Raw genomic sequence first — 14039 nt, 5'->3', positions numbered from 1 at the left:
CAGCGGCAGCAGCCGCTCGGGGTCGCGCGGTCGTGCCTACGCGGCCGGGTTCGTGAGGAAGCCCAGGACGTCCTGCCGGGTGACGATCCCGGCGGGTTTGCCGTCCACCAGGACCACGGCCGCGTCCCGGCCTTCCAGCGCGGACATCAGGCGCTCCACCGGTTCTCCGGATCCGACGACCGGCAGGGGGGCCGACATGTACTTCTCCAGCGGGGCGTCAGCGGGGGCCTGGTCGGCCACCAGCGCGTGCAGCAGTTCCCGCTCCTCCACCGCACCGATCACCTCTCCCGCCATCACGTCCGGGTGTCCCGCCCCGGGAGCCACCACGGGCATCTGGGACACCCCGAACTCGCGCAGCACCTTGATCGCCTCCCCCACGGACTCGGTGGGGTGCATGTGCACGAAACCGGGGATGCCCGCGCTCTCCGCCGCAGTCTTCTGCGCCAGGACCGCCCCGGCCGTGTGGTCGGTCGAGGCCTGCTCGCTGAACCCGTGCTGCCCGATCCACTCGTCGTTGAAGATCTTGCTGAGGTACCCGCGGCCGCTGTCCGGCAGCAGCACCACCACGACGTCGTCCGGGCCGAGCCGCTCGGCCACCCGCAGGGCCGCGACCACGGCCATCCCGCAGGAGCCGCCGACCAGGAGACCCTCCTCCTTGGCGAGCCGCCGCGTCATCTGGAAGGAGTCCTTGTCGGAGACGGCCACGATCTCGTCGGCCACCTCACGGTCGTACGCCGTCGGCCAGAAGTCCTCGCCGACGCCCTCGACGAGGTACGGCCGCCCGGAGCCGCCCGAGTACACCGACCCCTCGGGGTCCGCGCCGACGACCTGGACGCGGCCCTCGCTGGCGTCCTTCAGATAGCGGCCGGTCCCGGAGATGGTGCCGCCGGTGCCGACGCCCGCGACGAAGTGCGTGATCCGTCCGTCCGTCTGCTCCCACAGCTCGGGGCCCGTGGTCTCGTAGTGCGAGCGCGGGTTGTTGGGGTTGGAGTACTGGTCGGGCTTCCAGGCGCCCGGCGTCTCGCGCACGAGGCGGTCCGAGACGTTGTAGTACGAGTCCGGGTGCTCGGGGTCGACGGCCGTCGGGCAGACGACGACCTCGGCGCCGTACGCGCGCAGCACGTTGATCTTGTCGGTGGAGACCTTGTCGGGGCACACGAAGATGCACTTGTACCCCTTCTGCTGCGCCACGATGGCGAGCCCCACCCCGGTGTTGCCGCTGGTCGGCTCCACGATCGTGCCGCCTGGCTTCAGGGCCCCGCTCTCCTCGGCCGCCTCGATCATGCGCACGGCGATGCGGTCCTTCACGGAACCGCCGGGGTTGAAGTACTCGACCTTGGCCAGGACGGTCGCCCGCAGCCCTTCGGTCACCTTGTTGAGCCTCACCAGCGGGGTGTTGCCGACGAGACTGATCATCGAGTCGTGGATCTGCACGTTGTCTCCGGGTCTCCGGGTCTTCGGTCTTCGACTGCTCGGGAGTTCGAGTCGTCGAAACTTCGAGTCGCTTACGAGCGGTTGCCGTCAGCGTAAGGCGCGTACCTGCCCTTCATCTCCCGTTGCGATTGACCGACGGTGATTACGGGGCAATGAGTTCATGGAGCCGTAAAAAAGAGACCGGACGTCTTGGTACGCAGAGGCAGGTGGCCGCGGAACATGTCGAGCAGGGCGAGGGTGGCACGACGGATCGCCGCGGGTGCGGCGTACGGCGGCGGCGGGATCGGGCTGCTCGGCGCGGCCGCGGTCGGCGTGGTGCTCGCCGAGGTGCAGATGGCGCGGCGCCAGGTGGGCAATCACAGTTCCGATCCGGTCCGGGTCCCCTCGGCCGACGGCCTCTACGGCAGGGGATACGTCGACACCGACGCGGGTGCCGAGCCGGTGCGGTTCGCGATGCTCGGTGACTCCACGGCCGCGGGCCAGGGCGTGCACCGGGCCCGGCAGACGCCGGCGGCGCTGCTCGCGTCGGGCCTGGCGGCGGTCGCGGAGCGCCCGGTGCAGCTGCGCAACGTGGCACTGCCCGGCGCCCAGTCCGACGACCTGGACCGCCAGGTGGCGCTGATCCTCGCCGACCCGCACTGGCGGCCCGACCTGGTCGTCATCATGATCGGCGCCAACGACGTCACGCATCGCATCCCCGCCACCAAGTCCGTACGCCATCTCGCGGCCGCCGTACGCCGGCTGCGTACCGCGGGTGCCGAGGTGGTGGTCGGCACGTGCCCGGATCTCGGGTCCGTCGAGCCGGTGCAGCAGCCGCTGCGCTGGCTGGCCCGGCGTGCCTCGCGGCAGCTCGCGGCGGCGCAGACGATCGGCACGGTCGAGCAGGGCGGGCGCACGGTGTCGCTCGGCGATCTGCTGGGCCCCGAGTTCTCGGCGAACCCGCGCGAGCTGTTCGGCCCCGACAACTACCACCCTTCGGCGGAGGGCTACCAGACGGCGGCGATGGCCCTGCTGCCCACGCTGTGCGCGGCGCTCGGCGTGTGGCCCGAGGAAGAGCGGCCCGACGTGTCCCGCTCGGAGGGCTTCCTGCCGGTCGCGCGGGCCGCGGCCAAGGCGGTGGAGGAGGGCGGCACGGAGGTCACGGCCGCGATGCCGACGGGCCCGCGGGGGCCCTGGGCCCTGCTCAAGCGGCGGCGCAGGCGCCGCGTCCCGACGCAGGACCCGACCCCGGCGGCCTCGTCGAGCACGTCCGTCTGATCGGGCCCACGTGCTCCCGCTGCTAACCCACCGCTAACACCCAGGCAACACGGCGCCCCGAAACTGAGCCGCGTAACGGTATACCAATAACCGGCTCGCGGGCCCCGTCCGCCTGTCTCGCGGAGGCACAGCAGTGGCGTACGTTCCCCTCCCCACCCGCAACTCCTTCACCCGCAACACCCTCACCGCCACGGCGGCATGCACCGCCCTCGCCGCGCTGCTCACCGGCTGCGGCGGCTCCGGCGACGGCACGTCCGACGCGGTGGGCGCCCAGGGTTCCGGCGCGCTCAAGGTCGGCGTGCTGTTCCCCGGCTCCCTCTCGGACGACGGGTTCATGCAGTCCGCGTACCTGGGATACCAGCGCGCGGCGAAGGCCCACGGGGCCCCCGGCGGCAAGGTCTCCTTCAGCAAGGTCGAGCAGGTGACCCCGGCCGACTACGAGTCCGCCCTGGTGCGCTTCGCGTCCGGCTCCGACCTGGTGATCTCGCTGGGCGGGCAGACGGACGCGGCGGTGCGCAAGGTGGCGCCGCGCTTCCCGAAGGTGAAGTTCGTGGAGATCGGCGGCCCGGCCGACGGCAAGCCGCTGGCCAATCTCGCCCTCTACGACCCGCAGCAGGCGCAGGCCGCCTACCTCGCCGGGGCCGCGGCCGCGCTCCTGTCGAAGAAGGGCACGGTCGGTTTCGTCGGCGGCCAGGAACTGCCCGCGATCGTGAACGCGGCCGACGAGTTCGCGAACGGCGCGAAGAAGGCCGACCCGAAGGTGAAGGTGCTGGCCCCGCAGTACGCGGGCGACTTCAACGACGTGAACAAGGCCAAGCAGTCGGCGCTCGCCGACTACGGCGCGGGCGCCGACGTGCTCGGGCAGATCGTGAACCTCGGCAAGAAGGGCATGGCGCAGGCCGCGACCTCGTCGAAGGGCACGCTGCTCGGCGGTCCGATCGCCCACCCGTGCGGCGACGCGGCGTACGCGGGACACGTCGAGTCCGACATCGGCGCCGAAATCGAGTACGCCGTCGGGCAGTTGGCCGCCGGGTCCTGGAAGGCGGAGGCCGTGCACTTCGGCCTGGCCTTCGCGAAGCCCGCCAACGACATCGTGCTGTGCGGCGCGCCCGCCGGTGTCACCGCGAAGCTCGACGCGATCAAGAAGCAGCTCGCCGACGGCACGATCACCACCAAGTAGGGGCCGGTACAGGCATGTTGGCGCTCGAAGCCGTGGGGCTTACGAAGTCGTTCGGGGCCGTGCGCGCCCTGGACGCGGTGGAGTTGAGGGTCAGGGCGGGCACCGTGCACTGCGTGCTCGGCGAGAACGGCGCGGGCAAGTCCACGCTGTGCCGTCTCATCGAAGGCTCGCTCACCGCGGACAGCGGTCAACTGCGGTTGTACGGAGAGGAGTTCGCGCCGCGTCGGCCCGGGGACGCGCTCGCCGCCGGGATCGCCATGGTCCACCAGCACTTCAGCCTCGTACCGACGCTCACGGTCGGCGAGAACCTGCGGCTGCTGCGCCTGAAGGACCTGGCGGACCGGGTCGCCCGGGTGCGCGACGAGTACGGGCTCGCGGTCGACGCGGACGCCGTGGTCGGGACGCTGCCGGTCGGGGTGCGCCAGCGCGTGGAGATCGTCAAGGCGCTGGTCCGCGACCCGCGGCTGCTGGTGCTCGACGAGCCGACCGGTGTCCTCGGCCCCGCCGAGACCGACCGGCTCCTGGAGACCTGCCGGGCGATCGCCGACGCGGGGAGCGCGGTCGTCCTCATCACGCACAAGCTGGCGGAGGCGGCGCGCGCGGGCGACGAGGCGACGGTGCTGCGCGGCGGCCGGGTCGCCGGTGGCGGCCCGCTCGCCGCACTCCCGCCGAACAAGCTCGTCCCGCTGATGATCGGCCGGGCGGCGACCGACCTGGGCGCCGGGGTCGCGGGCACGCTCGGGCTCGACGCCCCCGCACCCAGGGCGCGCACGGAGGACGTACGCGACGACGCCCCGCCCGCCCTGCGCCTGACCGGCGTCACGGTGCGCCGCCCCGACGGCACGCTCGCCCTCGACGGCGTCGATCTGACGGTGGCCCCCGGCGAGATCGTCGGGGTCGCGGGCGTCGAGGGCAACGGCCAGTCGGAGCTGATGGCGGTGCTCGGCGGCGCGCTCACGGCGGACGCGGGCCGCATGGAGCTGACCTCCCCGGCCGACGGCCCGTACGACCTCACCCGCGCCACCCCGCGCGAGCGCACCCGCGCCGGGCTCGGCATCGTCCCCGAGGACCGGCACCACGAGGGCTGCATCCCCCAACTCCCGCTCACCCACAACCTGTTCCTGCCGCACCTCGCCCGCTTCCGCCGCTTCGGCGTCCTGCTCGACCACAAGGCGATGCGCCGCGCGGCCGAAGAGGTCCTCACCGAGCACGGCGTGCGTGCGGCCGGGCCCACCGCGCCGATGGCTTCACTGTCCGGCGGCAATCAGCAAAAGGTCGTCCTGGCACGGGAGTTGGCGCTCGACCCGCTGGTCTGCCTGGCGGCCGCGCAGCCCACCCGGGGTCTCGACGTGGGCGCGGTGGACGCCGTCCACACCCGGATCCGTCAGGCCGCGGCGCGCGGCGCGGGCGTCCTGGTCGTCTCCTCCGAACTGCCCGAACTGCTCGCCCTGTGCGACCGGATCGTCGTCGCCTACGGGGGCCGTCTGCTCGGCCCGGTCGCGGCGGCCGACCCCGACGCGCACGAACGGGTCGGCGCGCTGATGCTCGGCGCCGACCTCGCACCCGTACCCCTTGGGGAGGCCTCCCGATGACCCCGACGAGCCCGACGAGCCCGACGAGCCCGACGAGCCCGACGATCTCGATGTCCCCGATGGTCCGGCACCCGCTCTCCGTCGCCGTCCTCGCCGCACTGGCCGCCGCCGGGGTCGGTGTCGCGCTCGCCGCGGCCGCGGGCACCGGGCCCGTGGCGGCCTGGTCGGCGCTCGCGGAGGGCATGTTCGGCACCCCGTACGCCGTCGGCAGCTCGCTGAACTCGGCGGCCGTCCTCGCCCTGATCGCCACCGGGTTCACCGTCGCCCACCGGGCGGGCCTGGTGAACGTGGGCGGCGAGGGGCAGCTCAGCGCGGGCGGCGTGACCGGCGCCGCGGCCGGGCTCGCGCTGCCCGCGGGCGTCCCTGCGGCGCTCGGCGTGCCGGTGGTGCTGCTCGCCGGGTTCGCGGGCGGCGCCGCCTGGGCCGGGATCGCCGCCTGGCTGCACACCCGGCGCGGCACGAGCGAGGTCATCACGACGCTGCTGCTGAACTTCATCGGCATCGGCCTGGTCTCCGTATGCGTGCACGAACAGGCGCTGCTGCGGCAGCCCGTCACCTCCTCGGAGACGCTGCCGCAGTCGGCGCCGCTGCCCACCGGCGGTCAACTCCCGCTGATCGGCGGCCCGGAGTCACCCGCGACGGCGCTCGTCGTCGTCGCGGCCCTGGTGACCGCGGTGACGGCCGTCGTCCTGCGGCACACCGCGACGGGCCTCTCGCTGACCGCCGCCGGGCACTCGGGTGCCGCCTCCGCCCGCCTCGGCCTGCCGGTGAACCGGCTCAAGGCGGGCGGCCTGATGACCGCGGGCGGACTCGCGGGCGTCGCCGGGGCGGGCCTCGTCGCCACCGCGCCCTTCGTCCTCGCCGAACACTTCTCGTCCGGGTACGGCTTCACGGGCCTGGTCGTCGGACTGCTGGCCCGCGGCTCGCTCACCGCCGTCGCCGCCGTCGCGCTCCTCTTCGGCTTCCTCACCAACGGCGGCCTGAACCTCCAGCTCGCCGCGCACGTGCCCGCCGCCACCGTGCAGATCGTGCAGAGCGTCCTGGTGCTGTTCATCGCGGCGGCCATGCTCTGGACGCGCACCAACTCGACTTCCAGGAGCGCACGTTGAGCGCCTTGACCGACGAATTGCTGTCCGGCGGCGTGCGCCTCGCCGTCCCCCTCCTGCTCGCCTCCTCCGGCGAACTGCTCTCCGAACGCGCCGGCGTCCTCAACCTCTCCGTCGAGGGCATGATGCTCACCGGCGCCTTCGCGGGCGCCGCCGGCTCCCACGCCTCCGGCTCCGCGACGGTCGGCGTGCTCACCGCGCTCGGCGCCGGGCTGCTGTTCGCGGCGCTGCAGGCCCTGCTCTCGGTGACGCTGCGCGCCGACCAGATCGTCACCGGCATCACCGCGAACATCCTCGCCCTCGGCGCGACCACGTACGGGGCACGTCTGCTGTTCGGCGACAGTGCCGCGCAGACCGTCCCCGGCTTCGACGCGCTGGCGGTGCCCGGCCTGAGCGAACTGCCGGTCGTCGGCCCGGCCCTGTTCGAGCAGACGGCGCTCGGCTACGCCGCGTTCGCCGTCGCCGCCGTGCTCGCGGTCGCGTTCAGCAGGCGTACGGCGTGGGGGCTCGCGCTCGACGCGACGGGCGAGGACGCAGGCGTCGCCGACCGCTGCGGGCTGCCGGTGACGGCGATCCGGTACGCGGCCGTCCTGCTGACCGGTGCCGTGTCCGGGCTCGCGGGCGCGCAGCTGGCGCTGTCGGAGGTGCACGCGTTCAGCGACAACATCACCTCCGGCATCGGCTACCTCGCCGTCGTCGCGGTCATCGCGGGCCGCTGGCGCGCCGGGCCGACGCTGGTGGCCTGCCTGTTCTTCGGCCTGGCCCAGGCGCTCCCGTTCGCCGCGCCCGCCCTCGGCCTGCACGTGTCGGCGCCGCTCCTGACGACGCTGCCGTACGTCGCCGCGCTCCTCGCGGTCAGCGGTCTGGTGGGCCGCAGCCGGGCCCCGTCGGGCCTGACGGTCCCGTTCGCCCGCGACTGACCCCCACCCGCTCAACTCCCTTTAAGGACACGGCAGATGACCACCCTGATCCTGACCCGCTCCGACCTGACCGCTCTCCTCGAAGGCGACGAGGGGGAGGGCCTGCGGGAGGCGGTCGTCGCGGCGGTGGAGCGGGCCCACGTGGATCTCGCCGAGGGCCGCGCCGTGCTGCCCGCGCCCCCGGCGATGCGGCTGCCCGGCACGGACGGGGCGTACCTCGCGATGGCCGCCGCCTCGGCGCCCGCGGGCCTGGCCGCCGTGAAGCTGCTCTCCGACCTGCCGGGCAACCGGGCGCGCGGCCTGCCCGTGCAGCGCTCGACGATCCTGCTGACGTCGGCACGGACCGGCGCCTGCGCGGCCCTGCTCGACGGCGCGCCCGTGACCCGGGTCCGCACCGCCGCCGCGACCGCCGTCGCCACCCGCGCCCTGGCCCGCGCCGACGCCCGCGTCCTCGGTCTGATCGGCACGGGCCCGCTCGCCTGGGAACACGCCCGCGCCCTGCTGCCGCACCGCTCCTACGAGCGGATCGTGCTGTGGGGCCGCACGCGGGAGCACGCAGACGCCCTCGCGGCCCGCATCACGGCACAGCTGCACGTGAAGGCCGAGGCCCTCGCGTCACCGCGCGCCGTCACCGAGTCCTGCGACGTGCTGTGCACGCTCACCCCGTCCCGGGAGCCGGTGGTGCGCGGCGCCTGGTTCGCGCCCGGCCTGCACGTGAACGCGGTGGGCGCACCGCCGCGCCCCGACCACCGGGAGATCGACACGGCCGGGGTCGTCCGCTCCCGGATCGTCGTGGACGCGTACGCGACGGCCCTCGAGAAGTCGGGGGACGTGCTGCTGCCGCTGGCCGAGGGAGCGCTGACGGAGGACCGCTTCCGCACGGAGCTGGGCGACGTCCTGACGGGGCGCGCCCCGGGGCGCGCCGACGCCTCGGAGATCACGTTGTTCGACTCGGTGGGCGTCGGCCTTCAGGACCTGGCGGCGGGCCGGCTCCTGGTGGACGCGGCGCGCGAACGGGGCCTGGGCCGCTTCGTCGACCTCACGTCCTGACCGGACTCCCCGGCACACCCCCGGCACACCCCTGAGCAAGCGCTTAGAAAAATGCGGCAGGGGTCACATGCCCAGGCCGGTGACCCGGGCCATACGTACGGGTAACTTCCGAAGCGGTCTGCCTGAAGCCCGACGCAGCCCGAAGAGCGCTACCGCTACGAAATCCTCTGGAGCCGTGATGCCCGAAGCAGTGATCGTCTCAGCCGCCCGCTCCCCCATCGGCCGTGCCTTCAAGGGCTCCCTGAAGGACCTGCGCCCGGACGACCTGACCGCCACGATCATCCAGGCCGCGCTCGCCAAGGTCCCCGAGCTCGACCCGCACGACATCGACGACCTGATGCTCGGCTGCGGTCTGCCCGGCGGCGAGCAGGGCCACAACCTCGGCCGCATCGTGGCCGTACAGATGGGCATGGACCACCTGCCGGGCTGCACGGTGACGCGCTACTGCTCGTCGTCCCTCCAGACGACGCGCATGGCCCTGCACGCCATCAAGGCGGGCGAGGGCGACGTCTTCATCTCGGCCGGTGTGGAGATGGTGTCCCGCTTCGCCAAGGGGAACTCCGACTCGCTCCCGGACACGCACAACCCCCTCTTCGCCGAGGCCGAGGCCCGCACCGCGGCCGTCGCCCAGCAGGAGGGCACCACCTGGCACGACCCGCGCGAGGACGGCCTCGTGCCGGACGCGTACATCGCGATGGGTCAGACCGCCGAGAACCTGGCCCGCATCAAGGGCATCACCCGCGAGGACATGGACGCCTTCGGCGTGCGCTCGCAGAACCGCGCCGAGGAAGCCATCAAGAACGGCTTCTGGGAGCGCGAGATCACCCCCGTCACCACCCCCGACGGCACCGTCGTGTCGAAGGACGACGGCCCGCGCGCGGGCGTCACCCTGGAGGGTGTCGCAGGCCTCAAGCCCGTCTTCCGCCCCGACGGCCTGGTCACGGCCGGCAACTGCTGCCCGCTCAACGACGGCGCCGCCGCCCTCGTGATCATGTCCGACACGAAGGCCCGCGACCTCGGCCTGACGCCGCTCGCCCGCGTCGTCTCGACCGGCGTCTCCGGCCTCTCCCCCGAGATCATGGGCCTCGGCCCGGTGGAGGCGTCCAAGCGTGCCCTGAAGCTGGCCGGCCTGTCCGTCTCGGACATCGACCTGTTCGAGATCAACGAGGCGTTCGCCGCCCAGGTGATCCCGTCGGCCCGCGACCTCGGCATCGACGAGGACAAGCTGAACGTCAACGGTGGCGCCATCGCCGTCGGCCACCCCTTCGGCATGACCGGCGCCCGCATCACCGGCACGCTGATCAACAGCCTCCAGTTCCACGACAAGCAGTTCGGCCTGGAGACCATGTGCGTCGGCGGCGGCCAGGGCATGGCGATGGTCATCGAGCGCCTCAGCTGATCCCGGCCCCACCTGTGGCTTTGCTGTGGATTCCTGACCGGAATCCGGCTATCGAATTGTGATCCAATCTCCCCCAGGATGTGACGTGCATCTCGGGGGAGATGGATTTTCGCAGGTCAGCCCGGTACCCAGGCCATACCGGGCCTAAACGCCCGGCCAAAAGACCTGTCCAATTCGTGACGTAATGCACTGACAGCTGGTTCGTCCAGGCTTCAAGCTGATGTAGGAAGTCGGGGGTCGACTTGAAACCGGGAGTACGTCAGTGAGCGCCATGCCCGTCGCAATGAGTGTCCTGCTGCTCGCCACGGCCGCTGCCACGGCCGTCGGCGCCGCCACCCTGCACAACGTCCGGGGCCTGCGCCGACAGCTGTCCGAGCTGCGCGAGGAAGTGGCCCGCGGCCGAGCCGCCGGGTCCCACCCGGGCGTGCCCGCCGCCCGCACGACTCCCGACACCGATGCCATACGCACCGCGGTCGCCGACGCCCTCGCCGAGGAGCGGGAGCGCGAGCTGGCCGAGGCGCGGGCGTTCTGGGCGGCGCAGGAGTCGCGCGACACCTCGGACCTGCCGCCGTTCCTGGCCGGCGGGGCCGGTGCCCTCGGCGCGGGCAGCTCCCTGGACGACGTCCTCGGGGGCGAGTTCTTCCTGCCCCGCCAGTCCGACTTCGTGGGCCTGGAGCCCGTCGTCGAGCCCGCCCTGGAGGCGCTGGACGCCGAGGACGAGTTCGCGGGGGAGTCCGCCGAGCTGGCCGCGGCCCGCCGCCGTCACCCCTCGCACCCCGACTTCGTCCCGGTCCAGACGCCCGTCACCAGCGACCACGAGCGCACCGTGGCCTGTCTCGAGGAACTCGCTCAGGCCCGCACGGCCCTGTCCGACGTCCGCCCGGGCCCGCTCGGCACGCTCGACGTGTACGTCTTCGCCGACGGCACGACGCTCTGCATGACCCCGGGCCACCGCGAGACGGCGGAACAGCTCGCGGAAGCGCTCCGCTCCGGGGACACCCCGGTGCTGCTCGGCGGCTCCGGCGTCTCCGGCGCGTACGCCCTGACCTTCGAGTGCGGCTCGGGCAGCGTGTACATCCTGGCCGACCGGGTCATAGCTTCCGCCTGACGCCGCAGGGGCCGACAGGTCAGACCCCGGCCCGCTTCATCGCCGCCTCGACCAGCTCCACGGCCTGGGACACTTCCTCGGGCCCGGACAGAATCACCGCCAAGTCCCGCGCGGCGACAGTGATTTGATCGGCCGCGGCGAACATTCCCGCATCCGGCATCTGCCGTACGGGCCCGTCCGCCGACTCCAGCCGCTGGGCCCAGGCGGACAACTCCCTGGCCAGCTCGAGGGCGGCGGCGGCCGCACCCCGCTGAAGCCGACTCTGCGGCGCCGCCCGGAGCCGGTCCGCGAACTGATCCACCGCTGCCGTCAAAGGCGTCGTATCAAGCACGCGGCAACGGTAGCTGTTTACAAGCCGGGAACGCTCAGGCACGGTGGCGTGAAGGCCCGGCCACATCGAAGCGTTCCGGAGGCGCCGATGTCCCAAGTCTTCTCCGAGGAGACCCACCGCAATCTGCTGGCTCGTATCCCCCACTGCACCGGTCGTGAAGTCTCCGACTGGCTCCGCACCGTCGAAGAAGGCCCTTGCTTCCTTCGCTTCGAAGAGAAGGTGAGCTGGCTGCGCGGGGAGCACGACCTCGCGTACGGCCACGCCAAGGCGATCATCCACGAGTACGACCTGAGGCGCGCGGCCCGACGGTTCGGCTAGCGCCACACTCCCCCACCCACACGGCAAAGGGCCCGCGCACCCAAGGGTGCGCGGGCCCCGAACTGCCCGGGTACCTACTAGTCGTTGCCCTGCAGGATCGCGATGAGCCGCAGGAACTCCATGTAGATCCAGACCAGCGTCATGGTCAGACCGAACGCGGCGAGCCACGCCTCTTCCTTCGGCGCGCCGTACGCGATGCCGTCCTCGACCTGCTTGAAGTCCAGGGCCAGGAAGCACGCGCCGAGCAGCACGCCGACGATGCCGAACAGGATGCCGAGGCCACCGCTGCGGAAGCCGAGGCCGTCACCGCCGCCGAAGACCATGAACAGCAGGTTCACGGCGGTCAGCAGGATGAAGCCCATCGCGGCGGCCATCACGAAGCCGTAGAACCGGCGGTTCACGCGGATCCAGCCGGCCTTGTACGCGATGAGGACCGCGGCGAAGACGGCCATCGTGCCGAGCACGGCCTGCATGGCCGCGCCGCTCGCGATGCGGTTGTCGACGACGCTCGACAGGACGCCGAGGAAGACGCCTTCGAGCGCCGCGTACGCCAGGATCAGCGGCGGGGACGCCTTGCGCTTGAACGCCTGGACGAAGCCCAGGACCATCGCGACGAGACCGGCGCCGATGGCGATGCCGTACGACTTGCCGATGTGCGCGTCGTCGACCGGCAGCAGCGCCCACGCGAGGGCCGCGGTGACGATCAGCGTGCCGAGCGTGGTGGCCGTGCGCATGATGACGTCGTCCATCGTCATGCGGCCGGTGGTGGCGGGCGCCTGCGGAGCTCCGTACTGCAGGTCCTGCTGTGCGTAGGGGTTCTGCGCGTACGGATTGCCGGCGGGGGCCTGACCGTAAGGATTGGCCTGCGTCCCGACTGCGGGGCCCCCGGCCTGCGGCTGCTGCGCGTTGAACTGCGCGTAGCCGTTGTCGCGGCTGAACCCCCGTCGCGAGAAGACCGGGTTGCTGCTCCTCATTTCACTCCTCCATGGCCACCGTGTATGGCCTTGCCACAAGAGTAATGCTCTGGCAAAGATCCGGCCCTAGTGCTCAGGGAGGATCTTTCCCATCCTGTTACGAGGAACGCAGGAGCACCCTCCGGTGTTCCGCTCACGGAGGGATCACAGAGGGATCACAGGGGGAAACCGGTGTATGCCTCCGCGAGATCGGCCTCCGCCGCCCTCGACGTGGTCACGCGGTCGAGCGCGGCCAGCTGGATCCTGTCGTCGAAGGCGCTCGCGTCGGGCGCGCGGTGCAGCATCGTCGTCATCGCGTAGCTGAACCGCTCGGCCTGCCACACGCGCCGCAGGCACGTCTCGGAGTACGCGTCGAGCGGCCCGGCGTCGCCCTTGTCCAGCAGGGCGGCGAGCGCCCGGGCGAAGGTGACGACGTCGCCGACGGCCAGGTTGAGGCCCTTGGCACCGGTCGGCGGGACGATGTGCGCCGCGTCCCCGGCGAGGAAGAGCCGGCCGTGCCGCATGGGCTCGTGGACGTAACTGCGCATGGGCGTGACCGACTTGGCCGTGATGGGCCCGCGTGCCAGGCGCCAGCCCGGGTCGTCGACCTCCAGGCGGCGGTCCAGCTCGTCCCAGATCTCGCCGTCGGACCAGTCGGCCGCGTCCGTGCCCTCGGGGACCTGGAGGTAGGCGCGGGTGACCGAAGGGGACCGCATCGACAGCAGCGCGAAGCCGCGGTCGCTGCGGGCGTAGACGAGTTCGTCGTGGGAGGGGGCGACGTCGGCGAGGATGCCGAGCCAGCCGAAGGGGTACGTGCGCTCGTACGTCCGGCCGAGCGCCTCGGGGATCGCCGCCCTGGCCACTCCCCAGAAGCCGTCGCAGCCGACGACGTAGTCGCAGTCGAGGACGTCCTCGACGCCGTCGCGGCGGAAGCGGACGCGCGGCGCATCCGTGTCCGCGCCCTCGACCCCGAGCGCCTCCGCCTCGAACAACAGGGGCCCGCCGTCGGCCAGTTGGGCCGCGATCAGGTCCTTGCAGACCTCCGTCTGCGCGTACACCATCACCGAGCGGCCGCCGGTCAGGGCGGGGAAGTCCACGCGGTGGCGGCGGCGGTCGAAGCGCAGCTCGATGCCGTCGTGCGGCAGGCCCTCGCGGTCCATGCGCGCGCCGACGCCCGCCGCGCGGAGCACGTCGACGGTGCCCTGCTCCAGGATTCCGGCGCGCTGGCGGCGCTCCACGTAGGCGCGGTCGCGGCTCTCGAGGACGACCGACTCGATCCCGGCGTTGTGCAGCAGTCTGGCCAGGAGCAGTCCGGCCGGACCCGCTCCGACGATCCCGACGGTGGTGCGCATACGGATCCCTCTCGGTGTGCCCGGTGTTCGCGTGCCGAA

The 14039-nt window shown here is 72.6% G+C and carries 13 protein-coding genes; 9 read left to right on the top strand and 4 right to left on the bottom strand.

Annotation, left to right across the window (positions count from 1 at the left end):
- Window positions 1-36: 36 nt before the first annotated feature.
- Complete coding sequence (locus ACIBUY_RS29045; RefSeq protein ID WP_365566328.1) at window positions 37-1434, bottom strand: cystathionine beta-synthase; 1398 nt, start codon at window positions 1432-1434, stop codon at window positions 37-39.
- Between the two features lie 219 nt (window positions 1435-1653).
- On the opposite strand from ACIBUY_RS29045, the gene ACIBUY_RS29040 reads away from it, so the two are divergent.
- The 8 genes from ACIBUY_RS29040 to ACIBUY_RS29005 all read left to right on the top strand — a co-directional run bounded on the left by ACIBUY_RS29040 (window position 1654) and on the right by ACIBUY_RS29005 (window position 11046).
- Window positions 1654-2691: an SGNH/GDSL hydrolase family protein gene (locus tag ACIBUY_RS29040; RefSeq protein WP_365566326.1), complete on the top strand. Its 1038-nt coding sequence runs from the start codon at window positions 1654-1656 to the stop codon at window positions 2689-2691.
- Window positions 2692-2824: 133 nt separating this feature from the next.
- The gene (locus tag ACIBUY_RS29035; RefSeq protein ID WP_365566324.1) at window positions 2825-3871 is read left to right on the top strand and encodes a BMP family ABC transporter substrate-binding protein; all 1047 of its coding nucleotides are present in this window, start codon (window positions 2825-2827) and stop codon (window positions 3869-3871) included.
- A 14-nt stretch (window positions 3872-3885) separates the two neighbouring features.
- Complete coding sequence (locus ACIBUY_RS29030) at window positions 3886-5463, top strand: ABC transporter ATP-binding protein (protein WP_399154198.1); 1578 nt, start codon at window positions 3886-3888, stop codon at window positions 5461-5463.
- Complete coding sequence (locus ACIBUY_RS29025; protein WP_399154197.1) at window positions 5460-6572, top strand: ABC transporter permease; 1113 nt, start codon at window positions 5460-5462, stop codon at window positions 6570-6572. The genes ACIBUY_RS29030 and ACIBUY_RS29025 overlap by 4 nt, the downstream gene beginning before the upstream one ends.
- Window positions 6573-6577: 5 nt before the next feature.
- Window positions 6578-7489 (top strand): ABC transporter permease, encoded by a 912-nt coding sequence (locus ACIBUY_RS29020; protein WP_365566318.1) that lies wholly within the window; start codon window positions 6578-6580, stop codon window positions 7487-7489.
- 36 nt (window positions 7490-7525) lie between these two features.
- Complete coding sequence (locus ACIBUY_RS29015) at window positions 7526-8539, top strand: ornithine cyclodeaminase family protein (RefSeq protein WP_399154196.1); 1014 nt, start codon at window positions 7526-7528, stop codon at window positions 8537-8539.
- Window positions 8540-8717: 178 nt separating this feature from the next.
- The gene (locus ACIBUY_RS29010; protein ID WP_365566315.1) at window positions 8718-9938 is read left to right on the top strand and encodes an acetyl-CoA C-acetyltransferase; all 1221 of its coding nucleotides are present in this window, start codon (window positions 8718-8720) and stop codon (window positions 9936-9938) included.
- A gap of 271 nt (window positions 9939-10209) precedes the next feature.
- On the top strand, window positions 10210-11046 hold the full coding sequence (locus ACIBUY_RS29005) for a hypothetical protein (protein WP_365566313.1): 837 nt from the start codon (window positions 10210-10212) through the stop codon (window positions 11044-11046).
- Between the two features lie 19 nt (window positions 11047-11065).
- On the opposite strand, the gene ACIBUY_RS29000 is transcribed toward ACIBUY_RS29005, so the two are convergent.
- Entirely contained in the window at window positions 11066-11377 is a 312-nt protein-coding gene (locus ACIBUY_RS29000; protein WP_365566311.1) for a hypothetical protein, read from the bottom strand.
- Window positions 11378-11464: 87 nt separating this feature from the next.
- Between ACIBUY_RS29000 and ACIBUY_RS28995 the strand changes: the two genes are divergently transcribed.
- Window positions 11465-11695 (top strand): DUF4287 domain-containing protein, encoded by a 231-nt coding sequence (locus ACIBUY_RS28995; RefSeq protein ID WP_365566309.1) that lies wholly within the window; start codon window positions 11465-11467, stop codon window positions 11693-11695.
- 77 nt (window positions 11696-11772) lie between these two features.
- Here ACIBUY_RS28995 and ACIBUY_RS28990 read toward each other — a convergent pair whose 3' ends face one another.
- Window positions 11773-12669 (bottom strand): Bax inhibitor-1/YccA family protein, encoded by an 897-nt coding sequence (locus tag ACIBUY_RS28990; RefSeq protein ID WP_365566308.1) that lies wholly within the window; start codon window positions 12667-12669, stop codon window positions 11773-11775.
- A gap of 155 nt (window positions 12670-12824) precedes the next feature.
- Complete coding sequence (locus ACIBUY_RS28985) at window positions 12825-14000, bottom strand: 4-hydroxybenzoate 3-monooxygenase (protein ID WP_399154195.1); 1176 nt, start codon at window positions 13998-14000, stop codon at window positions 12825-12827.
- Window positions 14001-14039 lie beyond the last annotated feature (39 nt).

The sequence above is a fragment of the Streptomyces sp. NPDC050085 genome (genome assembly GCF_044460595.1).
In the GTDB taxonomy this organism is placed as follows: Bacteria; Actinomycetota; Actinomycetes; order Streptomycetales; family Streptomycetaceae; genus Streptomyces.
The sequence above is the reverse complement of the archived record's forward strand: the minus strand, read 5'-3'. Positions and strand labels throughout refer to the sequence as shown.